The sequence below is a fragment of the Phytohabitans sp. LJ34 genome (genome assembly GCF_052068095.1).
Classification (GTDB): domain Bacteria; phylum Actinomycetota; class Actinomycetes; order Mycobacteriales; family Micromonosporaceae; genus Phytohabitans.
In genome coordinates this window covers 17,511-43,190 of the sequence record NZ_JBQHDG010000014.1, presented here as the reverse complement: position 1 = coordinate 43,190, position 25,680 = coordinate 17,511, and the positions used below count along the sequence as shown (strand labels likewise).

Here is a 25,680-nt window from a genome sequence, read left to right as displayed (position 1 = left end):
CGTGATTCGACGACTGTTGGTCGCCAACCGGGGCGAGATCGCGCGGCGCGTCTTCGCCACCTGCCGCCTGATCGGGATCGAGACGGTGGCCGTCTACTCCGACGGCGACGCCGACTCGCCGCACGTGGCCGAGGCGGACTACGCGGTGCACCTGCCCGGCAACGCGCCCACCGCCACGTATCTGCGGGGAGACCTGCTCGTCGCGGCGGCGCGCAAGACCGGCGCGGACGCGGTACACCCGGGTTATGGGTTTCTCGCGGAGAATGCGGAGTTCGCGGCGGCCGTGGCCGACGCGGGCCTGACCTGGGTGGGTCCGCCCTCCAAGGTCATCAAGATGATGGGCTCGAAGATCGAGGCCAAGACGCTGCTGGCCGACGCCGGCGTGCCGATGCTTCCCACCTACCTCGACCCGGACGAGGTCACCGAGTTTCCCGTGCTGGTCAAGGCCTCCGCGGGCGGTGGCGGCCGCGGCATGCGGATCGTGCGTGACGCCGAGTCGCTCGGCGAGGCGGTCGCCTCGGCGCGGCGCGAGGCGGCCAGCGCGTTCGGCGACGGCACAGTCTTCCTGGAGCGGTACGTCGACAGGTCCCGCCACGTCGAGGTGCAGATCTTCGCCGATACGCACGGCAACGTGGTGCCGTTCGGCGAGCGGGAGTGCTCGATCCAGCGGCGGCACCAGAAGATCATCGAGGAGACGCCCTCGCCGGCCGTCACGCCCGCGATGCGCGAGGAGCTGTGCGCCGCGGCGATCTCGGCGGCCCGTGCCGTCGGATACGTCGGCGCCGGCACCGTCGAGTTCCTGCTGGCGCCCACCGGCGAGTTCTACTTCCTGGAGATGAACACGCGGCTCCAGGTCGAGCACGCGGTCACCGAGTGCGTTTCCGGCTTCGACCTCGTGCAGCTCCAGCTGCTCGTCGCCGAAGGCCTGCCGCTGCCGATGGCCGGCGCCGCCCCGATCCGTGGCCACGCGATCGAGGTGCGGCTCTGCGCCGAAGACCCGGCCTACGCCTGGCTCCCCTCCACCGGTACCCTCCACCGCCTGCGCGTGCCCGAGGTGGCGGCCGAGTTCCGCCCGCTCGTGCAGCCGGGGCTGCGGCTCGACTCCGGGGTGCGGGACGGCTCGGTCATCGGCGTCCACTACGACTCGATGCTGGCCAAGCTCATCGCCTGGGCACCCACCCGCCACGAGGCCGCCCGCCTCCTCGCCTCGGCGCTCACCCGCTCCCGCATCCACGGCGTCGTGACCAACCGCGACCTGCTGGTGCGGGTGTTGCGCCACCCGACGTTCCAGTCCGGCGACATCGACACCGGCTTCCTCGACCGGCACCAGGAGGTATTCGCCCCGCTGCTGTCCTCTGTGGACGCGGTCCGGGTCTCCTGCCTGGCCGCCGCGCTCGCCGAGTCGGCCGCCCGGCGCGAGTCGGCCGCGGTGCTGCGTTCGCTCCCGTCCGGGTGGCGCAACGTGCCCTCCGGCTCGCAGACCACCGTGTACGACGGACCGGCCGGACCGGTCGAGGTCGGCTACCGGCTCGACCGCGCCGGTGAGCTGGCCAACTGGTGGGTACGCGCGGTCGACCCGGAAGAGCTCGACCTCGCCGGCCTGGGCCAGCCGCCGGTCACCGACGACCACCCGCCGGTCGCCCTGGTCTCCGCCGCGCCCGGCCGCGTCATCCTCGACGTGAACGGGATCCGCCTCTCCCTCGACGTCGACCGCGTCGGCAACGTCTCCTATGTAGACAGTGCGGAGGGCTCGGTCGCCCTCACCGAGCTGCCCCGCTTCCCCGAGCCGGAGTCGGAGCTCGCCGAGGGCTCACTGGTCGCCCCGCTGCCCGGCGCGGTCAGCCGGGTCCTGGTCACGCCCGGGCAGCGGGTGGACGCCGGCGAGCTGCTCATGACGCTCGAGGCCATGAAGCTGGAACACCCCGTACACGCCCCGGCCGCCGGCGTCGTCGCCTCGGTCCCGGTGAGCGCGGGCGCGCAAGTCGACACCGGAGCGGTGCTGGCGGTCCTCACCCCGGAGTAGGTGCCATGTTCGAACTCACCCCTCAACAGGCCGACCTTCGCGACGCGGTCTCGGCGCTAGGCCGCCGCTACGGACACGAGTACTTCGTATCCAAGGCCAAGTCCGGCGCGCACACCACCGAGCTGTGGTCGGAGGCAGGCAAGCTCGGCTACCTGGGCGTCAACGTCCCCGAGGAGTACGGCGGCGGGGGCGGCGGCATCACCGAGCTGGCCATCGTCTGCGAGGAGCTGGCCGCGGCCGGCTGTCCCCTCCTGCTGCTCGTCGTCTCACCCGCGATCGCGGCCACGGTGATCGCCAAACACGGCACGCCCGACCAGCGGTCGGCATACCTGCCCGGCTTCGCGGACGGCTCGCTCAAGGTCGCCTTCGCGATCACCGAACCGGACGCCGGCTCCAACGCCCACCGCCTGGCCACGACCGCCCGCCGCGACGGCGACGACTGGCTGATCTCCGGCCGAAAGTGCTTCATCTCGGGCGTAGACGAGGCCGCCTACGTGTTGGTGGTCGCCCGCGTATCGACCGGCGACCGCTTGGAGCCCGCACTCTTCCTCGTCCCCACTTCCTCTCCCGGTCTCCAGGCCAGCAAGCTGGAGATGGAGATCGTGTCGCCGGAAAACCAGTGGCTGCTCTACCTCGATGAGGTACGCGTGCCGGCCGACGCCCTGATCGGCGGCGTGGAGGCCGGCCTACCCGCCCTCTTCTCCGGCCTCAACCCCGAGCGCATCACGGTCGCCGCGATGGCCGCCGGCACCGCCCGCTACGCCCTGGCCCGCGCCTCCACCTACACGGCCACCCGCCAGGTGTGGGGCCGCCCGATCGGCGCGCACCAGGGCGTGTCGCACCCACTCGCCCACGCGGCGGTGCAGGTCGAACTCGCCCGCCTGATGATCGCCAAGGCGGCCGCCCTCTACGACGCCGGCCGCGACGTGGAAGCCGGCGTCGCCGCCAACATGGCCAAATACGCCGCCGCCGACGCCGCCGCGCTCGCCGTCGACACCGCCATCCAGGTACACGGCGGCAACGGCATGACAACCGACTACGGCGTGGCGACCCTGCTGGGCGCGGTCCGCGCCGGCCGGATCGCCCCGGTCAGCCGCGAGATGATCCTCAACTTCGTCGCCCAACACGTACTCGACCAGCCAAAGTCGTACTAGCCCACATTCTCAGGACGCGCCTTGGCACCGTTCGCTCCTATTCGTCTGAGTGCATGCGGGTCGCCATCTACGCAAATTGCAAAGCGAACTTGCGGTCCGGATTTGCGCCATCTGATGCACTTGCATCCTGGGACAGGTCCCTGCATCCGCGAGTGTACACTTGCAGCCAGGCGCCTCTCTCGGGCGGCGCCCGCACTCCTGCCAAGCGTTCCTAGCGAAAGCGGGGAACGCGGAGATGCTGAACAAAAGAACAGCCGTGATCGTAGTGATCATCTCGGTTGTCGTTGTTGTGGCAGCCGTGTTGATCTATCCTCCAGCCGGTAACGCCTTTATCGCTGCGGGAACCATTGGCATGTTGATCTGGGTAGTCTGGGCCAGCGATAGCCAGCGGCGGCGCCGTCCTCGCCGGCCTAAGTACCAGCGGAAACAGCGGATTCGATCACACTGACCGGCAAGTCAGGGGGGTCTCCCCATCTGGGGAGGTCCCCCATTGCTGTCCTCGGAGCTATCCATCCCGCCGTCCGACCCGCCGGTCACGGAAGCGGGCCAGACGGGGGCCGGGGGTACCGGTGCGAGGCCGCAAACCGACCGGCCGTGCCGATGCCTGCTGGGTGCCGCTCGCGTCTGGCCTGACCCGCTTGGGCTGCATGCACAAGACGTTAGAGGTCGCCTTCCAGATTCTTCCAACTGATCTGGGAGAACGAAACAAGGCTAGTCTCCGATGCTGGAGACTAGCCTTGACCTGCTGTTTCTCTGTCGGGGTGGCCGGATTTGAACCGACGACCTCTTCGTCCCGAACGAAGCGCGCTACCAAGCTGCGCCACACCCCGAGGCAGTGCCCGCGTAATAGTAGCCCACGGCCACAGCCGCTCAAACTTGGTATCGGGTCAGCGGGGGATCAAGGTCAGCAGCGACGCCTCGGGTGGGCAGGCGAAGCGGACCGGGGCCGTGGGGTGGGTGCCCAGGCCCGCGGAGACGTGGAGCCAGGCCTCGGAGCCGGGCCAGCGGAAGAGGCCCCTCGCCATCGAGCGGGGCAGGTCGCAGTTGGTGACCAGCGCGCCCACGAACGGGACGCGGACCTGGCCGCCGTGGGTGTGGCCGGCCAGTAGGAGGTCGAAGCCGTCGGCGGCCATGGCGTCCAGGATGTAGGGCTCGGGCGAGTGGGTCAGGCCCAGCCGCACGTCGACGTCGGCCGAGGCGCCGCCGGCGACAGAGGCGTAGTCGTCGCGTTCGATGTGGGGGTCGTCCACGCCGACGAGCTCGATCAGGCGGCCGCCGGCCTTGAGCGTGGTGCGGGCGTTGTTGAGGTTGGCCCAGCCGGAGCCGGCCAGGAGCTCGCGCAGCTCGGCGGCGGGGAGCTCGGCGCCGTGGCGGCGGTCGGACGTGCGTTCGTGCGTCGCGAAGTATCCGAACGGGTTTTTCAGCACGGGGCCGGTGTAGTCGTTCGAGCCGAAGACGAAGGCGCCCGGGTAGTCGAGCAGCGGCTGGAGCGCGTTGAGCACGCCCGGCACGGCGTCGGGGTGGGCCATGTTGTCGCCGGTGACGATGACCAGGTCGGGGTCGGTGCCGGCGAGGGCGGCCACCCACTCCTGCTTGCGCCGCTGGCCGGGCATCATGTGCAAGTCGGACAGGTGCAGGACGCGCAGCGGCTCGGCGTCGAGCGCGAGCACCGGCACGTCGTACCGCCGGAGGGTGAACATGTTTCGCTCAATGAGCGAGGCGTATGCCAGCGTGGCGGCGCCGGCGGCGGCCGTGCCCGCGGCGAGACCGAGCAATGTGCGCTTCCGCATGCCGCCCAGGGTAGTTTGACCCACCATGGGCACGCTCAAGGACACCCTCACGGCTGACATGCGCTCCGCGCTCAAGGCGCGTGACGAGGTCACCACGTCCACCCTCCGGATGGCGCTGGCCGCCGTCGGCAACGCCGAGGTCGCGGGCGACAGCAAGCGCGAGCTGTCCGACGAGGAGGTGCTCGCGGTGCTCGTCAAGGAGGCGAAGAAGCGCCGCGAGGCCGCCGTCGCGTTCGCCGACGCCGGGCGCGCCGAGCAGGCCGCGAAGGAGACCGCGGAGGGCGACGTGCTGGCGCGCTACCTGCCCAAGCAGCTCGGCGACGAGGAGCTGGCCGAGCTTGTCTCGGGGGCGCTCTCCGCCGGCGGGTTCAGCGGGATGGGGCAGATGGGCCCGGCCATGAAGGCGGCACAGGCCGCGGTGGCCGGTCGGGCCGAGGGCGGTCGGGTGGCCGCCGAGGTACGCCGCCAGCTGGCTGGCTGACGGTCCCCGCGGACAGAAGAGCGGGCGCCCCGCGAGGCGCCCGCTCGACAAATACTCGCGTCTAGTTTCTGGGTGGCGGGAAGATCGGCCCTCGTCCTGGGCCGCGGGTCCCCGGCGGGTTGCCGGGCTGCTGGCCGCCCTTGCCATTGCTGACCTGGATGCTCACGATGCCGCCCTTGATGGTGCGGCCGTCGGGGCTGGTGCCGGCGGCGGTGCCCGCGGGGCAGGTGGAGTTGACCTGGACGTTGTCGACGAAGACCTCGAAGCCGGCGCTGCGGAGCGTCGAGCGGGCGTCGTCGAGCGTCTTGCACTTGACGTCCGGGATCCTGCGCTGGTCGCCCTCGACGATCTTGCCGGTCGGCGGCGTGAACTGCTGCGACGGCTTGCCCTTCATCGCGTCGCGGACGGTGCTCCAGACCGCGTCGTTGACCTCGTCGTGGGTGAAGTGGGTGCTGGTCTGTGCCCAGTCGGGGTCGGCGATGATGCCGGCGACCATGAGCTGCTTGGTGCCGACGATCAGCGAGGCGGTCTTGGCGCTGTCGGTGGTGCCGCTCTTGCCCATGATGGGCTTGCCGATCTCGGTCTTCGCCTGCCGGGCCGTCGCGCCCTGGCACTTGGAGGTCGAGGACCGGTCGCCCACCGGGCACCGCGCGGCGTCGGCCGCGGCCCGTGCGGCCTCGGTCTTGATCCGCTGCTCGCAGCGCGGGTTGGCGATGTCGAGCTTGTTGCCATCCTGGTCGACGATCTCTTGCACCGGGATCGGCTCGCAGTACTTGCCGTCGGCGGCGATCGTCGCGTACGCGTTGGCCATCTCCAGCGGGGTGGCCGAGGAGACGCCGAGCGTGAAGGCGCCCCACTGGTCGGCCGCGGCCTTGTTGTTGGCGATCGCGGCGTCGCTGCTGGCCCGGAACTGGATGCCCATCTTCTTGGCCGTCTCGACCACGTTGGCCGCGCCGGCGCGCTCCTCCAGCGGCACGAAGTACGTGTTGATCGACTGCCCGAACGCGGCCCACATGTTCATCGGGCCGTAGCCCTTACGACCGGCGTTTTCCGGGCAGTACTTGTTGGAGTTGGGTGGTGGGCAAGCCGCCGGTGAGCTGGAGTCGATGATGTACTTCGACGGGTACGGCGAGACCGTGTTGATCGTCGTCTCGAGCGGGTAGCCACGCTCCAGCGCCGCCACCATCGTGAACAGCTTGAACGTCGACCCGAACTGATAGCCGCTGATGTCGCCACCACCGCTGAGCAGCGGGTTGGTGGTGTTGGGATAGGTGCCGCGGATGCCCTTCCTCTTCTTCGCCGGGTTGGAGGAGATCTTGTTTTGCGGCTTGGCGGGGTCGTCGAGCTTGAACACGCGGTTGACAGCGAGTGCGCGCACCCGCCCACTGCCTGGCTCGATGCCGGCGAGCATCAGCGCGTTCTTGTTGTTGGTCTTGAGATGCTTGTCGATATTGGCCCTGGCCACCTGCTGGGTCTTCACGTCGAGCGTGGTGACGATACGGTAGCCGCCGCTCTTGAGCCGCCGCTCCCGGTCGTACGACGTGGCGCCGAACGTCTCCTGCTCCATCCACCAGCGGTAGAAGAAATCGCAGAAGAAGCCCCAGTGGTTTTTGCTGGTGGCGACGCAGCCGTTGGGCGTGCGCTTGTCCTTGACCTTGAGCGGCACCTTCTTCGCGGTGGTGGCCTGCTCGGGCGTGATGGCCTTGGTCTCGACCATGTTGTCGATCACGTAGTTCCGCCGGTCGAGGGCCTGCGGCTTGCCGGCGGGCGTGGTGGGGTCGAACGCCGACGGCGCCTTGACCATGCCGGCGAGCAGCGCGGCCTCTTCGACCTTCAGATCCTTGGGGTACTTGCCGAAGTAGACCTGGCTGGCGGCGAAGATGCCGTAGGCGCCCCGGCCGAAGGGTGCGATGTTGAGGTAGCGCTCCAGGATCTCGTCCTTGGTCATCTCCTTGTCGAGCTGGAGCGCGTACTTCATCTCGCGCAGCTTGCGCGCGTTGGTGTCTTCGGTGGCGGCGACGACGTCCTGCGGGTGGGTCGCCGAGTAGGCGATCAGCATGCGGACCAGCTGCATCGTCAACGTGGACGCACCCTGGGTCGTCGCACCGGCCGAGTTGTTGGCCACGAAGGCGCGGGCGATGCCCTTGGCGTCGACACCGTTGTGGGTGCGGAAGGTGTGGTCCTCAGCCGCGATGATCGCTTCCTGCATGATCGGGGCCACGTCCTTGAGTGGGACGTCCCGCCGGTTCTCGTCGTACATCGTGGCGATCAGCGTCTTGTTGTCCGACGCGTAGACATATGTCATCTGCGGCGACCGCTTCACGGTCAGCTCGCTGGGCAGGCGGTCGAAGGTCTCCGCCCCAGCCTTGGCCGCCAGGCCCGACATCGCAACCGCGGGGAAGGCCGCGGCGGCCACAACCACGCCCGCCAGGAGCCCGCAGATCAGCAGCGATGCGGCGTTCGCAAAAATGTTGTGATCACGCTTCCGCATCCAGGTCACCTCGCCAGGGTACGGGACCTCGCAACGATCGGCCGTCCCGCGTGTCAGCCCCCGACCTACGCCGAAACTTGTCGGACTTTCGGGCATGTCCTGCGGGCACTGGCCTCGTTGTGCTAGACGCATGACCCCCTGCGTGCGGATGCGTTCTGCCGATGTTGAGTTTGACCCACGTGCGGGACACTTAGCTCGCGTTTTCGCAGATCGCCGCCGGGTAAGCCTGATCTCGGTCGCCTGGAAACAGACGGACCGTCGTGGTTTTGATGGATTTGCCAGACAACGTTGCGTAATCGTACGACTACAGAGCATGATGGTCCGGCGAGTACTGCACGTCACTCGCTGGAGTTCCGGGGGGAGTGCCAGCGAGTGGCCGGGGGGAATCCGGCCGGGCACGGGTCGGGGAAGCGGACTGCAAGGGGGGACGTGGACAGATGGGGATGATCACAGACTGGCCGAGCATGGCTGCGTGCCAGAGCGGCGACCCTGACGCACTCTTCGTACAGGGCGCAGAGCAGAACGTGGCGAAGCGGATTTGCCGCAGCTGTCCGGTGCGTTACGAGTGCCTAGCCGACGCGCTCGACAACCGCATCGAGTTCGGTGTGTGGGGTGGCATGACCGAGCGTGAACGCCGGGCGCTCCTGCGCCGCCATCCGCAGGTGGACAGCTGGCGGAAGATGTTCGAGGCGGCGCTGCGCGACAAGGAAAAGGTGCTGGTCACGGCCGGCTGAGAGCGTCACCAACCGTACGCAGCCCGTCGACGTCGTGCACGTCGGCGGGCTGCGCTGTCACCTCCACGGTCGGCACCGCGGGGTAGGCGTCGGTGAAGACGGCGGCCACCCGCCGCTCGCGTACCCCCTGCTCGGCGAGCGCCGCGTGGACCCGCAGCGCGTCGGCGGTGGCCTCGTGGCCGCCGGCCTGGTCGAGCTTGCCGGCCGCGGCCAGGCTCTGCTGCGCGGACAGCCCTTCGACGGCGGTGCGGTGCACCCTGTTGAGCACCAGCCCGGCGAGCGGCATGCGCTCCTCGCCGAGCCGCCCGGCGAAGTAGGCGGCCTCCCGGATCGCGTCTGGCTCTGGCGCCGCGACCAGCAGAAACGCGGTCTCGCGTGCCTGGAGGATGCGGTACGTCTCCTCGGCGCGCTGGCGGAAGCCGCCGAACATCGAGTCGAGCGCCGCGACGAAGCCGGACAGGTCGGTCAGCAGCTGCGCGCCGAGCACCTTCTGCACGACCCGGGAGAACATCCCGAACGAGGCCGTGACCAGGCTGAACATGCTCCGACCGCCGGCCCGGGCGGGTGCCAGCAGCAGGCGCAGCATGCGGCCGTCGAGAAAGCGGGAGAGCCGCGCGGGCGCGTCGAGGAAGTCGAGAGCCGAGCGGGACGGCGGGGTGTCCACCACGATCAGATCCCACTCGCCGCGGGCGTGCAGCTGGCCCAGCTTTTCCATCGCCATGTACTCCTGGGTGCCGGAGAACGTGGAGCTCATGGCCTGGTAGAAGGGGTTGGCGAAGATCTCCGTGGCGCGGGCCGGGTCGGTGTGTGCGAGCACGACCTCGTCGAAGGTCCGCTTCATGTCGAGCATCATGGCGTGCAGCTCGCCACCGCTCTCCTCGGCGTCAATGCCCTTGACCTGCCGCGGTGTGTTGTCGAGCTCGGTCAGGCCGAGCGACTGGGCGAGGCGGCGGGCCGGGTCGATCGTGAGCACGACCGTGCGCCGCCCGTGGCGCTCGGCGGCGCGCAGCCCGAGCGCGGCCGCCGTGGTGGTCTTTCCGACTCCGCCCGAGCCGCAGCAGACGATGATCCGCACGTTGCGGTCGGCCAGGATGTGGTCAACGTCCAGCCGCCGGCCCGCGTGATCGGAAGACACCGACCGAGCGTATCCGGGCTGCCTCAACGCGTGCCCAGTAACTCAGCCGCCAGGGTGTCCAGCGCGGCGCGGTCGATCCCCCCTGGGAGGAGGGGCAGCTCCACCGTCGGCTGACCCACCTCGGCCAGCTCGACGCGGAGCGACTCCTCCAACTCACGGCGGGTGAGGTGTGCCTTGGCCTCGGCGTAGAGCCCGGCGACCGTCGCCCGGTCGGCGGGCAGGCCGGCCGCGGCCAGCCCTCGGCGCAGCTCGGCCTGACTGACCTTGGTGCCGGTGAGCAGGGGCGGGCGGGTCGCGTTGACGATGACCTTGCCGATCGGGATGCCGAGGCTGTTGAGCTCGCCGATCGCGTCGACAGTCTCCTGCACCGGCATCTCCTCCAGCAGCGTCACCACGTGCACGGAGGTCATCGGCGAGCGGAGGAGCGCGGCCACGTTTTCGCTCTGCGTCTTGATCGGGCCCATCTTGGCCAGCCGCGCGGTCTCGGCCGTCACGTTGAGGAAGCGCCCGATCCGGCCTGTGGGCGGCGCGTCGAGCACGACCGCGTGGTACACCCGGCGGCGGTCGGCCGTGCGGGTCGTGGCCTCCTTGACCTTGCCGGTGAGCAGTACGTCCCGCAGGCCGGGCGCGATGGTCGTGGCGAAGTCGATCGCGCCGAGCTTGCGCAACGCCCGGCCGGCGGCGCCGAGCTTGTAGAACATGTCGAGGTACTCCAGGAGAGCCAGCTCGGCGTCGACCGCGAGCGCCCGCACCTCGCCGCCGTCCGGGGTGCCGGCGACCCGGCGCTCCTCGTACGGCAGCGGGCCGAGCCCGAACAGCTCGGCGATGCCCTGCCGCCCCTCGACCTCGACGAGCAGGGTGCGGTGTCCGCCGGCGGCCAGGCCAAGTGCGAGGGCGGCGGCGACCGTCGTCTTACCGGTGCCACCCTTGCCGGTCACGACATGGAGACGCGCCGGCCAGGCCGGATTGACCTGGCCGGGGACATGTTCGCTCGCCCGCACGCTCCGAGCGTAGTCCGATCACCTAACGGGTGATCAGCTGCCGATCTCGCAGACGAACCAGCCGGTCTTCTGTACCACCGTGAACTTGAACTGCTGCTCGGCGACCTTCTCGTCGCTGGTGGTCATCGTGACCTTGACCGAGACGGTGGCGCTTTCGGTGTCCTGGTTGTCCACCTTCGGCTCGTCCCACTTGTAGCGGGGGCTCTTGTACTTGGTGGAGTTGGCCTTGACCTCGTCGACCTTGGCGGTCAGCGCCGGCTCGTCGCGGGACTCGGCGCACACCGAGTCGTTGGCCTTGGTGGCGTCCTGGTCCTCGTAGACGGCCTTGAGGAAGTTTTGCACCGCGGCCACCGGCTCGGCCGCGCCGTCGTTGGGCTCGGTGTTTCGCATGAGCAGCACCGCGGCCGTCACGCCGCCGCCGCAGAGCACCACGGCGATCGCCGCCACTACCAACAGGATCATCGGCGTGCGGGACTTCTTCCGCGGCGGTGCCGGCATGCCCGGGTAACCCGGCTGGGCGTACGCCGGGTCGGTCGGGTAGCCAGGAGGAGCCTGTGGGAACCCGGCGTTCGGCGCGTACGGCTGGCCGGAGGTCGGTGGCGCGTACGGCCCGCCGGACACCGGTGCGGGGTAGGGCTGGCCGGGCACCTGCCCGGGGTAGCCGGGCTGCTCCGGCGGCGGCGCGTACGCCGGCTGACCGGGCGGGGGATAGCCGGGCTGGCCGGAGACCGGCTGCCCCGAGACCGGCTGGCCGGAGACCGGCTGACCAGGCACGTAACCCGGCTGGCCGGACACGGGCTGACCGGGCACATAACCCGGCTGCGGCGCCGGGGCCCCGTAGCCGGGCTGGGCGGGCGGGTAACCGGGCTGCGGATAGCCGGGGTCGGGTGCGGGGTAACCCGGCTGCGCCGCCTGCGGGTATCCGGGCGTCGGCGGGTAGCCCGGCGTCGCGGCGGGCGTCGTGTATCCGGGCGGCGGGTAACCGGGCTGCTGCTGCGGCACCACCGGCTGCGCGGGAGGCGGCGGCACGATCGGGTGCGCCGGTGGCGGCGGCACGGCCGGCTGCTCCGGCGGATCGGTGGGTGCGGCGGCGAACGGGTCGACGGGTGCCGGATATCCGGGCGCCGAACCTTCCTGATGCTCTCCGGCGCCACCGTTCGGCGGTTGCGTCATTGGTATCCCCCAGGCCCACGGTCGCAGTGTGCCCGTCAGGGTAGCGCCCGCTGGCGAACCGCCGAAGACCCACCGGGAGTGCCCAGCGGAGAGCGCCGCCAGTCCGCCGGTTAGGGTGCCGGCATGCAGAAGTGGGAGTACGCCACCGTGCCGCTGCTGGTCCACGCCACCAAGCAGATCCTCGACAACTGGGGTGAGGACGGCTGGGAGTTGGTGGCCGTCGTGCCGGGCCCCAATCCGGAGCAGCTCGTGGCTTACCTCAAGCGCCCGAAGGCAGCCTGACGTGAACGACCCGTACGCGAAGCTGGCCGAGCTGGGCCTGACGCTGCCCGAGGTCGTGCCCCCGGTGGCCGCCTACGTGCCCGCGGTGCAGTCGGGCAAGCACGTGTACGTCTCCGGTCAGGTGCCGATCGCGGACGGCAAGATGCTCGCCACCGGCAAGGTCGGCGGCGGTGTCTCGCCCGAGCAGGCCAAAGACCTGGCCGAGCGGTGCGCGCTCAACGCGATCGCCGCGATCGACGCGCTCGTCGGCCTGGAAAACGTGGCCAAGGTCGTCAAGGTGACCGGCTTCGTGGCGTCGGCGGAGGGCTTCACCGGCCAGCCCGGCGTGGTAAACGGCGCCTCCGAGCTCTTCGGCGCCGTCTTCGGCGAGGCCGGCCAGCACGCCCGCAGCGCGGTCGGTGTCGCCGAGCTGCCGCTGGGCGCGCCCGTCGAGGTCGAGGTCATCGTCGAGGTCGCCTGAGCAAGGGCACAGGTGTAAGCGCCCGAGGCTGAGCGTTACCTGAGTGAAAGCCCTCCCTGTCACACTCGCGCCGTACGATCGCTGGCATGGTGGGGCATGTCACCGCGCCCGCGGCGGCGCTGGCCGACCGGTTGCCGGAGTGGGTCACGCTGGTGCGCGCCCCCAACCCGGGGCCGATGACCCTCGACGGCACCAACACCTGGGTGCTGCGGGCGCCCGGCGCCGAGCGTTCCGTGGTGATCGATCCGGGCCCGCTCGACGAGGGGCACCTGCGCGCGGTCGCCGATACGGGGCCGGTCGGCGGGGTGCTGGTCACCCACGGCCACCCCGACCACGTCGAGGGGCTCGCCCGGTTCGTGGAGATCACCGGCGCGGGTGACGACCCCGGAGATCTTCGCATCACCCACTTGCCTACGCCCGGTCACACCGCCGACTCGGTCTGCTACCTCGCGGAGGCTGAGGGTGAGCGGGTGATCTTCACGGGCGACACGATCCTTGGGCGCGGCACCACGGTGGTGGCATGGCCCGACGGCGATCTCGGCGACTATCTGGCAAGTCTGGAGAAGCTGTCCGGGTACGACGGCGTCGCGGCCCTGCCCGGTCACGGCCCGGCGCTGGCCGACTGCGGCGTGGCCGCCCGGTTCTACCTGGCACACCGCCGCGCCCGCCTTGACCAGGTCAGACAGGCGGTATCAGAGGGCGCGCGGAGCGCGCAAGAGGTCGTGGCGAAGGTCTACGCGGATGTGGACCCGTCGCTGTGGCCCGCCGCCGAATGGTCCGTGCGCGCCCAACTCGCGTACCTCGGACACGGCGACGGGGAATCGACTTCGGGCTCGGTGTGGTTGGACTCACCGTGACTTGCCCGGTGTGCGGCACCGTTGCGGTGCCTGGCGCGCGTTTCTGCCACAACTGTGGCGCGGCGTTGCCGGCCGCTGCCTCGCTTCCGGCCGCCGAGCGGCGCGTGGTCACGGTCCTTTTCGGCGACTTGTCCGACTTTACCTCCTGGTCCGAAGACCTCGACCCGGAGCGAGTCGGCGCGGTAACCGACCGTGTGCTCGCCGCGCTGGCCGGCGCGGTGAAGACGTTCGGCGGGCACGTCGACAAGCTCACCGGCGATGGGATCATGGCGGTCTTCGGCGCGCCGGTGGCTCACGAAGACGACGCCGAGCGGGCGGTCCGGGCCGCGCTGAGCATGCAGCGGGCGGTCCGCCGGGTGCTCGACGACGAGCGGGGCGGCGGCGCGCCGCTGGGCCTGCGCGTCGGGCTCAACACCGGCGAGGTCGTCGCCGGCATCCAGGCCGCGATCGAGTACACGGTCATCGGCGACACCGTCAACACCGCCGCCCGCCTGGCCGACGCCGCCGCGGTGGGCGCGGTCTACGCCGGCGCCCGCACCTCCGCGGCCACCCGCCACGTCGCGTCGTGGCGCGAGCTGCGGCCGCTGCGGCTCAAGGGCAAGCGCGAGCCGGTCGCGGCGTACGAGCTGCTGGGTCTCCACGACGCCCCGGGCACCCGCTCCGGCGTCGGCGACGAGGCGCCGTTCGTGGGGCGCGAGGCGGAGCTGGGCCGGGTGGCCGGTCGCCTCGCCGAGGTGATCGAGAGTGCCGAGCCGCGCGTGCTCGTGCTGACCGCCGAGGCCGGCATCGGCAAGAGCCGCTTCGCGTCCGAGGCCGAGCGGTTCGCCGCGGGATACGACGTGAGCGCCGGGCGATACACGACCACGACCGGCGCCCGGGTGCTCTCGGTGCGCTGCGCCGCGTTCGGCGAGCGCCGCCGCCTGGCACCCCTCGCCGATCTTGTGCGCGCCGCGATCGGCCTGCCGCGCGACTCGGCCACCGCGGTCACCCGCCCGGTCGTCGAGGAGCGGCTCAAGAGACTTGGCCAGCGCCTCGGCCGGTTCCGGTCCGATCCGCCGCCGGTCGCCGTCGAGCTCCTGCTCGCATTGATGGGGTACGGCGAGACGCCCACCGCACACGGTGTGCCGGCCGGGGTCGCGGAGTGGACGCCGGACACCGCCGCCCCCGACGTCGAGGCCACGCCGATCGCGGTCGCCCAGCTGCTCAGCGGGTTGGCCGGCGAGGTGCCGCTGCTGGTGATCGTCGACGACCTGCACGACGCCACGCCGGAGACGATCGAGGCGCTGGGCGTGACGCTGTCCCACCTCACCGGCCCGGTGCTGGTGCTGGTGCTGGGGCGGCCCGAGCTGGTGCGCACGGCCGGCGCGCTGACCCGGCTCGCCGACGCCGAGGTGCACCCGCTGCCCCCGCTGCGCGGCGCCGACGCGGCCCGGCTGCTCACCTCGTACCTGCGCGGCGGGCGGCTGCCGCAGGCCGACACCGACCGGCTGCTCTCCACCGCGCAAGGCAACCCGTTCTACCTGGCCGAGCTGGTCACGCTGCTCATGGAGCGCGGGGCGCTCACACCGGTGGCCGGGGCCAGCGGCACCTGGCGGCTGGCGCCTGGCTCGCTCGGCAGCCGGCTGCTCTCCCGCGACCTCGCGGCCGTGCTGGCCGCCCGCATCGACGCGCTGCCGGCCGACGCGCGGGCCGTGCTCCGCGACGCCGCGGTGATCGGCGACAACGTGCCGGAGGGCACCCTCGAGGCGCTGCGCGAGCGGCGGGCCGGCCGCGACGGGCGCCCGACCGCGGTGGCCGCCGTCGAGCTGGAGCGGGCCGTCGACGAGCTGCTTCAGCGGCGCATGCTGCGGCGCACGCGCGACGGGTTCGCCTTCCCCACCCCGCTGATGCGCGAGGCGGCGTACGCGGGTATCGGCAAGGCCGACCTCGCCGAGCGGCACGCCACGTTGGCGCAGTGGGCCGCACCGGCACCCTCCGCGCTCCCGGCCGGGCGGGTCGCCCGGGTGGGTGGCTTCGGCGGGATGACCCCGGCTGACCGCGACGCGTTCGTCGCCGCGCATGTCGAGCGGGCCACGGCCCTGGCCGACGCGGTAAGCCTCCGGCCCGACGCGGTGGCCCGCATGGTGATGCCGCTCGGCGTCGCCGCGCTGGGCCGGGCGGCGCGCCGCTCACTTGCTATGGGCGAGCCGACGCTGGCCGTCGAGTACGCCGAGCGGGCGGTCAAGCTGGCCGGTGACGGGCTGCCGGCCGCCGACCGCCTCGTGCTGGCCCGGGCCCTGCTCCAGACCGGGCGGGCCGGCGACGCGCTGGCCTACGCGGAGAAGCTCTCCGCCAACTCCAGCGACGACGCGGCCGTCCGGGCCGGCGCGCTGCTGGTCATCGGGCGGGCCCAGCGCGTGCTCGGCGAGCCCGACCGCGCGCTGCAGGCCTGGCAGGAGGCCATGCAGGTGGCCACCGAGGCCGGCCTGCCGGGCCCGCGCGCCGAGGCGATGCGGCGGCTGGGCATGGCCGACTACCTGCGCGGGCGGCTGGGGCAGGCGAGCAGCCGCTTCGCCGGGGCGTACCAGGTGGATCTCGCCTCGGGTGACCGCCTCGGCCAGGCCTGGTCGCTCCAGGATCTGGCCTGGGTGACCACGACGCGGGGCGACTTCGCCGGCACCGACGCGGTGCTCGGGCGGGCGGCGCGGCTCTTCGCGGAGCTGGGCGACCCCACCGGGCGGGCGTGGCTGCGCGGCACGACGGCCTTCGCCCGGCTGCTGGCCGGGCGGCTGGGCGAGGCGCGGCGGCTGGCCCGGGTCTTCCTGCCGTTCGGCGAGCGGGTCGGCGAGGCGTGGGCGGTGGGCACGCTACGGGCGGTCGAGGCGTTCGCCGCGGCCGAGCTGGGCGACCTCACCGAGGCCGACCGCGGCGCCCGCCGGGCCTACCGCGACTTCGACGCGGTCGCCGACGACTGGGGGCGCGGCTTCGCGCTGGTGGTGCGCGGGGCGATCGCCCGCGGGCTGGGCGAGTTCGAGCACGCGATCGACCTGCTGACCGACGCCCTGTCGTATGCGGACCGCATCGGGCACCCGCTGCTGACCGGCATGGCCGGCACCACGCGCGGGTTCGTGGCGCTCGACAGCGGCGACGTCGAGGCCGCCGCCCGTGACGCCCAGGCCGTGATGACGAAGGTCGAGCCCAACAACCCGCTCGCGCCGGCACAGGTCGGCCCGCGCGTGCTGCTGGCCCGCGCCCGGCTCGCCGAGGGCGACGCGGCCACCGCGATCGGGCTGCTCGCGCCGATCGCCACCGCGGCCACGCGCCCGGGAGTGGCGGGATCCGACGCGACTGGCGCCGGCCGCTCGGGGCGCCCAGCGAGCGCGACCAGCACGGCGCCGGGGCTCCTTTTCTCCCGGCGGCAGGCCCTCGCGGCGTACGCGGCGGCGCTGCTCGCCGAGGGCCAGCAGCCCCAGGCGCTCGACTGGGCCCGGCGGGCGGTGGCCGCGCCGGCCGAAGACGTGCGCAGCTGCGTGGTCGCCGCCGAGGTGCTCGCGGAGTCGCTCGCCGCCAGTGGCCAGCGCGAAGAGGCACTCGCGGCGGCCGACGAGGCGGTGCGGCACGCGTACGGGACGCAGCGGGTGGCCGAGCGAGCGGGAGCGGACGCGGTGCGGGAGCGGCTCGGCCGAGTGTCTTCGGTACCTTCTAACCCGTGACCGAGAGGGCTCCGAGTGCGCTGCCGCTGCCGGTGGTGCCGGGCCTGTCCGGATTGTCAGTGCTTGCCCGCGGTGGGTACGCCACCGTGTACCGCGCGATCCAGGAGTCGGTCGCCCGCGAGGTCGCCGTCAAGGTGGAAAACCGCACGCTCGACAACGAGCGTGACCAGCGGCGCTTCCTGCGCGAGGCGCGGGCGGCGGGTCGCATGTCGTCGCACCCGCACGTGGTCGACCTCTTCGACGCCGGCGTGACCGCCGACCAGCACCCATACCTGATCATGGAACTGTGCGACGGCTCGTACGCCGACCGCATGCGCGACGCCCCGCTCGAGCCGTCCGAGGCCCGCGAGGTGGGCATCAAGATCGCCGACGCGCTGGCTGACGCGCACCAGCTCGGCGTGCTCCACCGCGACGTCAAGCCGGCCAACATCCTCCGCTCCCGCTTCGGCGAGCCGGCGCTCGCCGACTTCGGCCTCGCGATCCTGGCCGAGACCCGCGACTCGTCGGTCACGCTAGAGGTGCTCACGCCGGCGTACGCGCCGCCGGAGATGTTTCGCCACAGCGCGCCGTCGCCCTCCGTCGACGTGTACGCGCTCTGCGCCACCCTGTACGCGGTCATGCGCGGCAAGCCACCACGCTGGCGCGAAGACCGCAACCCGAGCCTGATCACGCTGATGGAGCTGTTCAACCAGCCCATCCCGGACCTTCCCGGCGTGCCGCGCGGGCTGATGGAGGTGCTGCGGCACGGCATGGCCAACGAGCCGGAGTCGCGCCCGTCGGCCGAGCAGCTGCGCGACATGCTGAGCGGGGTGTCGCTGACCGAGCCGCCACGCGGTGTGTACGTCTCGCGCTCGTACACCCCGCCGGTGGCGCCCGCCTCGCCCGCCGTCCCCGCCTCGCCCGAGCTCGCCTCGCCGAGCCCGGCGTATCCGGTTTCGCCCGGTGTCGGGACCGGGCACGCCGGCCACTCCGGGCCACCGCCGAGCCATATGCGCGCGCCGGCATTCGTCCCGCCGCACGACAACACCCCGACGGTCGGCACCAGCCGGCGCCGCGGCCTTCAGTGGATCATCGGTGGGGTCGCGGCGTTCGCCCTGCTCGCGGCGGTCAGCGCGACCGCCTGGTACGTCGCCGGCCGCCCCGACCCGAACCCCAGCCCCACGGCCCAGTTGCCGACAAGTGGCGCCCCGCTCCCGTCGCTGGCCGGCGGTGCGCTGCCGGGCTGCCTGCTACCCCTCGCCGGCGGCCGCTGCCCCGAAGAGCTGGAGTGCTACGGCCCGGCCGACTCCGACGGTCCAGGCATCCGGGCGCAGCGCGTCGACTGCAACAGCCGGCACACCTGGGAGGCGTACGCGGTGGGTGACCTGCCCGCCGGCGCCGACCCGGGCGAAGTCGCGGACCAGCCGGCGGTCAAGGCGCTGTGCACGGACAGCACGTTCCTGCGCACGACGCTGCTCATCTCCGCACAGGGCTGGGAGTTCGAGGTGCTGCGACCGGACGGTGACCGTACGTTCCGCTGCCTGGCGGGCAAGGGCCGAAACGCCCTCCAAGGCCCGACGCTGGCGCGGTAGCCGAGGACGGTTGATGGGTCGACTGTCGCGCCCGCGCGCGTTCGAGCTGCTGCCCTGGCTGCCGACGGTCGTCGGCGTGGTCGTGTTGGTCGGCCTGCTCGTGTTCGCGCTCGTGAGCCTGCGCCCGGACGACCGGGAGCCCGCACGACCGCCGGCACAGGCCGACACGCCCCCGTTCCTGGCCGGGCCGAGCGTGCCGGACACGCCGACGAGCACCCCCGCCGTCGCGACCCCGGAGGCGACGCTCAACTCGCCGCGACGCCCGACCCCGTCCCCCTCGCTCTCCCGGGCGATCGAGACTCCGGCGCGGCGCCCGCCCGCCCCAGCCCCCGACCTCACCGGTCGCTACCGGACGGTGCAGACCTTCGACGGCGGCTTCATCGGCGAGGTGCTGGTGACCAACTCGTCCAACGCCGGTCGCAAGTGGACGGTACGGCTGCGCTTCCCGCCGACGATCGGTCCGATGCGCACCTTCTGGGTGGAGAGCGCACCGCAGGCGACGCTCAAGCAGGAGGGCGAGGTGTTCGCCTTCACGGGCAGCGTGCCGGTGGGCGCGCGGGGCTCGGTCGCGCTCCGCTTCCAGTTCGACCGCAGGAACGCCGTGACCACCCCGCTGACCTGCGACGTGAACGGGACGGCCTGCACGGCACTTCCGGCCGAGTGACAGTGACCCGGATCACTGTAGACTCGCGCCATCGTCATACCTCGATCGCGAGGGCAGACCCATGCGCCTGTTGCCAGCCGCCATGGCGGCCACTCTCGTCGCACTGACTCTCACCGCCGGGCCGGCAGCCAGCGCCGACCGCTCCGGAGTCCGGGTGACCGACGCCGGACCGGCCCGCTTCTGGACCGGCAGCGTGCGGGCCGACGGCCCCACCAACCCCAAGGTCCCGGAATGCGCCGCGGTCCACTGTGACCGGCTGCGGCTCACCGTGGCCCTGCCGCCGGGCACCTGGCGCCGCCCCGGCGGCCTCCAGGTCGCCATCCGGTGGGCCGGCGTCACGGAGGGCGCGCTCGGCCTCTTCGTCTACCGGGGCAACCGGCTCGTCGCCAAGTCCAACGCGGGTGTGGGCATCGCCCAGTCGCTGCTGATCCCGTCCGCGGCCAACGGCACATATCACGTGTACGTGGCGTACGGCGTCACCTTCGGCGCGGTCGACCCAGACCCCGTCATCTCGTACGAGGGCCTGGCCGAGGTGGAGTACCCACCGTCCGCCCGGCCGCCGCGTGACCTGCTGCCCGACCTTCAGGCGCTGCCCCAGGAGAACGTCACCTACGACAACCCGGGGAGCATCTTCGGCGACACCTCCGAGCCCGGACAGTCCTGTTTCGACAGTGAGCGGGCAGAGCAGGGCGCGGTGCAGTGCCTGCGCTTCGACCAGGTGCTGGAAAACGTCGGCGAGGGCCCGGTGGAGCTGAGGTTCACCCGCGAGACCGGCGTCTTCCAGGACGAGCCGGTCGCCCAGCGGATCCACCACTCGAGCGGCACCTACACCGACCGCCCGGCCGGTCTCGTCGAGTTTCACCCGGTGCACGGCCACTACCACTTCAAGGCCTTCGCCCAGTCGGAGCTCTGGCGCGCGGACGCCAACGGCGCACCGGTGGGCACCGCACCCGCGGCGGTTGGCGACAAGGTCAGCTTCTGCGTCGCCGACACCGACCTCGTTTCGTTCGGCCGCAAGGGCGACGCGCCACTGTCCTACCCGGCACCCGACTGCCTCGACCCGAAGCAGGTCGTCGGCACGACCGAGTACTTCTGGTACGGCATCTCGCGGGGCTGGGCCGACCGCTACAACTGGTACCTACCCGACCAGTACATCGACACGGCGGGCTTGACCGACGGGACGTACGTGCTGTTTACCCGCGTCGACCCGGAAGACAAGCTGCTCGAAGCCGACGACGCCAACAACTGCGGCACCGTGATCGTCCAGCTGACCGGCCTGGCGACGTCCACCCCACGCGCCGACCTCCGCGGCACCGGCCCGGCCTGCACATAGGAGACCGCAGGGCGGCGCGTAGCCGGTAACGCGGCGTAGACAGACAGGTGAGAGGGCCCCGTCGTCGCGAGGGTCAGCCTTCGGGGCGGTTGAGCAGAGCTACCGCGATCGTGTGCACCGCGGCCAGGTCGGCTGGGTTGCTCAGGGTGGCCCGGCCGCCGGTCACGGTGTACCACTCGTCGGCGTCTTTGTACTGCACGCGGAGGGTGACGATGCTGCCGGAGACTTCGCTGCGTAGCGTCAGGTCGCCGGTGACGACGCCGACCTCGTCGGTCATTACGCCGCCGGGACCAGCGGTGATGTCAGTGGTCTGATCGGCCATCACCGCAGTCTAGGGACGCTACTCGCGGGCGGCCGGGCAGGTGTCCAGCATGTCCGACAAAGCGGCTTTCTCCGCCGTGGTGATCCGCAGCCGCCAGAAGTGCTTCACCGCGATCCAGTCGGCCGCGTACTCGCACCAGAAGTCGCGGTTTGCGGGCTTCCACTGTGACGGGTCCTGGTCGCCCTTGGCGCGGTTGGACGTGGCGGACACCGCGCGCAGTTGAGGGCGGCTGAGGTCGTTCGCGAAGTCGCCGCGGCGGTCGTCGTTCCACTTGTCGGCGCCGGAGCGCCAGGCGTTTGCCAGCGGCACCATGTGGTCGATGTCCACGTCGGACGGATCGCTGAAGGTGCGCCCGTCGTACGCGCTGACCCATCGACCGCCGACCACGTTGCAGCCGCTCAGCTTGATGTTCTTGCCGTCGCGCTTGAGGACCGTGTCGCGCACGTCGCAGTTGCGGCCGGCGTCGCGCCAGTGTGGAAAGCGGTCGCGGCTGTATCCACGCATCGAGCTCGACTTGGTGACCGTGAGCTGGCCGAGCAGGCGGGCCGAGTCGGCGGCGGCGGGTGGCGTGCCGGTCGCGCCCGTGGTGTCCTCGACCGGCACGCAGCCGGCCAGGGCCAGGACGGCGACGCAGAGCGTGGAGATCAGGCGCACCTCTTCAGCTTGCGGGTTGCGCGGCGATCCGCACGGCAACCCGGTGTGGTTTCGGCGTTTCGTGGCTTAGGCCGCATCTCGCTGGGAAGCTGTAGCGGTGAGTGGCAGCCTCCGGCTCGGCACCGGGGCGGACGTACATGCTCACGCTCGCCGCGTTCGTACTGCTCGGCGGCTCGCGCTGGGTGACCGGTACGGGCGGCGGCGGATCTTCATGGTCGGCGTGCTGTGGTTCACGGCCGCGTCTGTCCTGTGTGGTCTGGCCGTTGGCGTGGGATGGCTGGTGGCGGCCCGCGCGCTACAGGGTCTCGGCGCCGCGCTGCTCGTGCCGGGCTCGCTCGCGCTGCTCCAGGCGAGCTTTCACCCGGACGAGCGGGGCAAGGCGATCGGCGCCTGGACCGGGCTGTCCGGCGTGGCCACCGCGGCCGGCCCGTTCGTCGGCGGGTGGCTGATCGACGCGCTGTCCTGGCGTGCCATCTTCTTCCTCAACGTGCCGCTGGCGCTGGTCGCGTTGTTCGCCGCGATCCGCTGGGTGCCGGAGAGTCGCACGCCGCGGGTGGAACGGTTCGACGTGGTGGGCGCGCTGCTCGCCGCGGCCGGGCTGGCCGGCGTCACGTACGCCCTGATCGAGAGCGCCGACCGCGGCTTCGGCTCGTGGTCGGTGCTGCTCTCCGTCGCCGCCGGTGTGCTCGCGTCGACCGCCTTCGTGCTGGTCGAGCGGCGGCGCGGGCCGGCGGCGATGCTGCCGCTGTCGCTCTTCGGGTCGAGGCTGTTCAGCGCCCTGAACGTGTACACGGTCGCCGTCTACGCCGCCCTCGGCGGGCTGTCCTTCTTCCTCGTCGTCTACCTACAGAACGTGGCCGGCTTCTCGGCCTTGGCCGCCGGCGCGTCGATCCTGCCGGCCACGCTGCTGTTGCTGATCGGCTCGTCGTGGTCGGGCGCGCTCGCGACGCGGCTTGGCCCGCGCCCGCAGCTCACGGCCGGGCCGCTGGTCGCCGCTGCCGGGCTCCTGCTGTTGCGCGGCGCGGAGCGAGACGCCAACTTCTGGACCGACGTGCTGCCGGGCACCGTCGTCTTCGGCGCCGGCCTCACGCTGCTTGTCGCGCCGCTGACCGCGACCGTGTTGGGCGCCGTCAGCGACGAGCACGCCGGCGTCGCGAGTGGCGTGAACAACGCCGCCGCGCGCGCTGGCGGGCTGCTCGCCGCCGCGGCCCTTCCGCTCCTCGTGGGACTTTCGGGCACGGCGTACGAGCAACCCGACGAACTGGCCGCCGGTTTCCTGGGCGCGATGTTGTGGTGCGCCGGGCTCCTAGCGGCCGGGGCGGTGCTCGGTCTTGTGTTGGTGCACCGCCCCGAAAACCAGCGCGTCGCTCCTAGCGGGCGCGGTTGACTGCGCTTGTCACGGCCTTCATCGAGGCGGTGACGATGTTGGCGTCGAGGCCGACGCCCCACACCGTGCGGCCGTCCACTTCGCACTCCACGTACGCGGCGGCCTGGGCGTCGCCACCCGCGGACATCGCGTGCTCGGCGTAGTCGAGCACGCGTACCTGGATGTCGACGGTCTGAAGCGCGTTGACGTACGCGTTGATCGGGCCGTTGCCGACCGCCACGAGCGCGCGCCGCTCGCCGCGGAAGGTCACGTCGGCCTCGATCTCGACCTTGCCCTCCACAGTGGACGTGGCGTACGTGTGCATGCCCAGCGCCGGCTCCTCCTGGTGGTCGACCAGGTACTCCGTCGCGAAGATGTCCCACATGCGGCCGGGCTCGACCTCGCCGCCCTCGGCGTCGGTGAACTGCTGCACCACGCCGGAGAACTCGATCTGGAGCCGCCGGGGCATGTCGAGGTGGTGCTCTTCCTTCATGATGTACGCCACGCCGCCCTTGCCGGACTGCGAGTTGACCCGGATCACGGCCTCGTAGCTGCGGCCCAGGTCCTTGGGGTCGATCGGCAGGTAGGGCACCGCCCACTCGTGCTTGTCGATCGTCACGCCGGCGGCCGCCGCGTCGAGGGCCAGCGCGTCGAAGCCCTTCTTGATCGCATCCTGGTGTGAACCGGAGAACGCCGTGTACACAAGGTCGCCCGCGTACGGGTGGCGCTCGTGCACCGGCAGCTGGTTGCAGTACTCCACCGTCCGCTTGATCTCGTCGATCTCGGTGAAGTCGATCTGCGGGTCGATGCCCTGGGAGAAGAGGTTGAGGCCCAGCGTCACCAGGTCGACGTTGCCGGTGCGCTCACCGTTGCCGAAAAGACACCCCTCGATGCGATCCGCGCCGGCCAGCAGGCCCAGCTCGGCGGCGGCCACGCCGGTGCCGCGGTCGTTGTGCGGGTGCAGGCTCAGCACGACGCTGCTGCGCCGGGGCAGGTGGCGGTGCATCCACTCGATCGAGTCGGCGTACACGTTGGGGGTGGCCATCTCGACGGTGGCCGGCAGGTTGACGATCAGCGGGCGGTCGGGCGTCGGGTCGACGACGTCGATGACCGCGCCGCAAATCTCCAGCGCGTAGTCGAGCTCGGTGCCCGTGTACGACTCCGGCGAGTACTCGTAGAAGATCTCGGTGTCCGGGGTGTGGATCTCGGCGTACTTCTGGCACATCCGCGCGCCGTCGGTGGCGATCGCGGTGATGCCCGGCCGGTCGAGGCCGAAGACCACGCGGCGCTGGAGCGTGGAGGTCGAGTTGTAGAAGTGGACGATCGCCCGCTTTGCCCCGCGCAGTGACTCGAAGGTGCGGTCGATCAGGTGCTCGCGGCACTGGGTCAGCACCTGGATCGTGACGTCGTCGGGGATCAGATCCTGCTCGACGAGCTGGCGTACGAACTCGAAGTCGGTCTGGCTGGCCGCCGGAAACCCGACTTCGATCTCCTTGTACCCCATCTGCACCAGCAGCTGGAACATCCGCCGCTTGCGCTCGGGGGACATCGGGTCGATCAGTGCCTGGTTGCCGTCGCGGAGGTCGACCGCGCACCAGCGGGGCGCTACTTCGACGCGGCGGGTGGGCCACTGGCGGTCGGGCAGCTCGATGGAGAACTGCTGGTGGTACGGCTGATAACGCTGGTATGGCATGCGGCTGGGCCGCTGCCGAGCGATGGGATTTTGATCTTGAACGCTGCCGGCAGACATTGCGAAACGCTCCTGGGAGTCATGGGCGGTGGAGGATCCGGACAAGAAAGCCGGCGCACACGCCAAACTCCGCGACGAGGTGCCGGCCTAGAGGGCCTCGTCGCGGCGGCGAAGAAGGAGCGCCTGCCACATGACAAACGACACTCTAGGTGATGGGAACCTGGTTTACCAAGAGCTCGGCGACGGGGACGCGGGTGCGCAGGGCCGTCTCCCAGACTCGAAGCTCGGGCGGGAGCATGGCCGGGTCACCCACCCGCCCCACCGCTACGACGACCGAAGGGCGCAGGTCATCGGCGAGTTCGAGGTCGGCGCGGAGGCCGGCGGCATCGAAGTCGGTGATCTGGTGGACGTGCAGCCGCAGCGCCGTCGCCTGCACCGTGAGATGCGCCACGGCCTGCCCCAGGTCGTACACCGCGTGGGGCAGCGTCGCGTGATCGAGGTGAGCCGCGACGAGGAGCGCCGAGGCGTTACCGGCCCAGTGCTGGCACTGGGTGGAGAGGTTTTCCAGGATCCGCTTGTACGTCTCCTCGTTACGCCGGCCGACGGCGAACCGCCACGGCTGGCTGTTGGCGACCGATGGCGCCCACCGGGCCGCCTCGAGCAAAGAGCTGACATCGTCGTCGGACAGCACGGCGACCGGGTCGAAGGCGAGCGGGCTCCACCGGGTCGCGAGCAAGGGGTGTAGCTCGGACATGGCGCCGAGTGTGCCGTATCGGACGCTCCGTCACCACTTGGGGGGTCACCCGG

The 25,680-nt window shown here is 71.5% G+C and carries 19 protein-coding genes, 1 tRNA gene and 2 pseudogenes; 12 read left to right on the top strand and 10 right to left on the bottom strand.

Annotated elements, in window-relative coordinates; genetic code table 11:
* Window position 1 precedes the first annotated feature (1 nt).
* Window positions 2–2,023 (top strand): ATP-binding protein, encoded by a 2,022-nt coding sequence (locus ACTMTJ_RS24315; RefSeq protein WP_441220021.1) that lies wholly within the window; start codon window positions 2–4, stop codon window positions 2,021–2,023.
* A gap of 5 nt (window positions 2,024–2,028) precedes the next feature.
* Window positions 2,029–3,177 (top strand): acyl-CoA dehydrogenase family protein, encoded by a 1,149-nt coding sequence (locus tag ACTMTJ_RS24310; protein WP_441220020.1) that lies wholly within the window; start codon window positions 2,029–2,031, stop codon window positions 3,175–3,177.
* Window positions 3,178–3,933: 756 nt separating this feature from the next.
* On the opposite strand, the gene ACTMTJ_RS24305 is transcribed toward ACTMTJ_RS24310, so the two are convergent.
* Window positions 3,934–4,007, bottom strand: a tRNA-Pro gene (locus ACTMTJ_RS24305).
* Window positions 4,008–4,064: 57 nt separating this feature from the next.
* Entirely contained in the window at window positions 4,065–4,967 is a 903-nt protein-coding gene (locus tag ACTMTJ_RS24300; RefSeq protein WP_441220019.1) for a metallophosphoesterase, read from the bottom strand.
* A 25-nt stretch (window positions 4,968–4,992) separates the two neighbouring features.
* Between ACTMTJ_RS24300 and ACTMTJ_RS24295 the strand changes: the two genes are divergently transcribed.
* Window positions 4,993–5,448 carry a GatB/YqeY domain-containing protein gene (locus ACTMTJ_RS24295; protein WP_441220018.1) on the top strand — a complete coding sequence of 152 codons (456 nt, stop codon included), beginning with the start codon at window positions 4,993–4,995 and terminating at the stop codon, window positions 5,446–5,448.
* 61 nt (window positions 5,449–5,509) lie between these two features.
* Here ACTMTJ_RS24295 and ACTMTJ_RS24290 read toward each other — a convergent pair whose 3' ends face one another.
* Window positions 5,510–7,939 carry a penicillin-binding protein gene (locus tag ACTMTJ_RS24290; protein WP_441220017.1) on the bottom strand — a complete coding sequence of 810 codons (2,430 nt, stop codon included), beginning with the start codon at window positions 7,937–7,939 and terminating at the stop codon, window positions 5,510–5,512.
* A gap of 437 nt (window positions 7,940–8,376) precedes the next feature.
* On the opposite strand from ACTMTJ_RS24290, the gene ACTMTJ_RS24285 reads away from it, so the two are divergent.
* Entirely contained in the window at window positions 8,377–8,673 is a 297-nt protein-coding gene (locus ACTMTJ_RS24285) for a WhiB family transcriptional regulator (protein WP_173040558.1), read from the top strand.
* Here the strand turns inward: ACTMTJ_RS24285 and ACTMTJ_RS24280 are convergent.
* Genes ACTMTJ_RS24280 through ACTMTJ_RS24270 form a run of 3 tightly spaced genes read right to left on the bottom strand, consistent with a single transcriptional unit; the run spans window position 8,660 to window position 11,982 of the window.
* On the bottom strand, window positions 8,660–9,808 hold the full coding sequence (locus ACTMTJ_RS24280; protein ID WP_441220016.1) for an ArsA family ATPase: 1,149 nt from the start codon (window positions 9,806–9,808) through the stop codon (window positions 8,660–8,662). The two genes, ACTMTJ_RS24285 and ACTMTJ_RS24280, sit on opposite strands and share 14 nt — an antisense overlap.
* Before the next feature lie 23 nt (window positions 9,809–9,831).
* Window positions 9,832–10,809, bottom strand: a complete 978-nt coding sequence (locus tag ACTMTJ_RS24275) for an ArsA-related P-loop ATPase (protein WP_441220015.1) — start codon at window positions 10,807–10,809, stop codon at window positions 9,832–9,834.
* A 33-nt stretch (window positions 10,810–10,842) separates the two neighbouring features.
* Window positions 10,843–11,982: an Rv0361 family membrane protein gene (locus ACTMTJ_RS24270; protein ID WP_441220014.1), complete on the bottom strand. Its 1,140-nt coding sequence runs from the start codon at window positions 11,980–11,982 to the stop codon at window positions 10,843–10,845.
* 123 nt (window positions 11,983–12,105) lie between these two features.
* Between ACTMTJ_RS24270 and ACTMTJ_RS24265 the strand changes: the two genes are divergently transcribed.
* The 7 genes from ACTMTJ_RS24265 (at window position 12,106) to ACTMTJ_RS24235 (ending at window position 20,841) form a co-directional block, all read left to right on the top strand.
* On the top strand, window positions 12,106–12,264 hold the full coding sequence (locus tag ACTMTJ_RS24265; RefSeq protein ID WP_265247995.1) for a DUF4177 domain-containing protein: 159 nt from the start codon (window positions 12,106–12,108) through the stop codon (window positions 12,262–12,264).
* Between the two features lies 1 nt (window position 12,265).
* Window positions 12,266–12,724, top strand: a complete 459-nt coding sequence (locus ACTMTJ_RS24260; protein ID WP_441220013.1) for a RidA family protein — start codon at window positions 12,266–12,268, stop codon at window positions 12,722–12,724.
* A gap of 86 nt (window positions 12,725–12,810) precedes the next feature.
* Window positions 12,811–13,581, top strand: a complete 771-nt coding sequence (locus tag ACTMTJ_RS24255; protein ID WP_441220012.1) for an MBL fold metallo-hydrolase — start codon at window positions 12,811–12,813, stop codon at window positions 13,579–13,581.
* Window positions 13,578–17,273, top strand: a complete 3,696-nt coding sequence (locus ACTMTJ_RS24250; protein ID WP_441220011.1) for an adenylate/guanylate cyclase domain-containing protein — start codon at window positions 13,578–13,580, stop codon at window positions 17,271–17,273. Before ACTMTJ_RS24255 ends, ACTMTJ_RS24250 begins: the two co-directional genes overlap by 4 nt.
* Window positions 17,270–18,844: a protein kinase domain-containing protein gene (locus ACTMTJ_RS24245; protein ID WP_441220010.1), complete on the top strand. Its 1,575-nt coding sequence runs from the start codon at window positions 17,270–17,272 to the stop codon at window positions 18,842–18,844. The genes ACTMTJ_RS24250 and ACTMTJ_RS24245 overlap by 4 nt, the downstream gene beginning before the upstream one ends.
* Window positions 18,845–18,857: 13 nt before the next feature.
* On the top strand, window positions 18,858–19,508 hold the full coding sequence (locus tag ACTMTJ_RS24240) for a cellulose binding domain-containing protein (protein ID WP_441220009.1): 651 nt from the start codon (window positions 18,858–18,860) through the stop codon (window positions 19,506–19,508).
* A gap of 61 nt (window positions 19,509–19,569) precedes the next feature.
* The gene (locus ACTMTJ_RS24235; RefSeq protein WP_441220008.1) at window positions 19,570–20,841 is read left to right on the top strand and encodes a lysyl oxidase family protein; all 1,272 of its coding nucleotides are present in this window, start codon (window positions 19,570–19,572) and stop codon (window positions 20,839–20,841) included.
* Window positions 20,842–20,914: 73 nt separating this feature from the next.
* Here ACTMTJ_RS24235 and ACTMTJ_RS24230 read toward each other — a convergent pair.
* A pseudogene (locus ACTMTJ_RS24230) lies at window positions 20,915–21,154 on the bottom strand (hypothetical protein); the annotation flags it as partial.
* 27 nt (window positions 21,155–21,181) lie between these two features.
* Window positions 21,182–21,817, bottom strand: a complete 636-nt coding sequence (locus ACTMTJ_RS24225; RefSeq protein WP_441220007.1) for an HNH endonuclease family protein — start codon at window positions 21,815–21,817, stop codon at window positions 21,182–21,184.
* A gap of 134 nt (window positions 21,818–21,951) precedes the next feature.
* Here ACTMTJ_RS24225 and ACTMTJ_RS24220 point away from each other — a divergent pair.
* Window positions 21,952–23,204, top strand: a pseudogene (locus ACTMTJ_RS24220) (MFS transporter); the annotation flags it as partial.
* Here ACTMTJ_RS24220 and leuA read toward each other — a convergent pair.
* Complete coding sequence (gene leuA, locus ACTMTJ_RS24215; protein ID WP_441220006.1) at window positions 23,188–24,933, bottom strand: 2-isopropylmalate synthase; 1,746 nt, start codon at window positions 24,931–24,933, stop codon at window positions 23,188–23,190. The pseudogene ACTMTJ_RS24220 and the gene leuA overlap by 17 nt on opposite strands.
* A gap of 145 nt (window positions 24,934–25,078) precedes the next feature.
* Window positions 25,079–25,627: a nitroreductase family protein gene (locus tag ACTMTJ_RS24210; RefSeq protein ID WP_441220005.1), complete on the bottom strand. Its 549-nt coding sequence runs from the start codon at window positions 25,625–25,627 to the stop codon at window positions 25,079–25,081.
* Window positions 25,628–25,680: the final 53 nt, after the last annotated feature.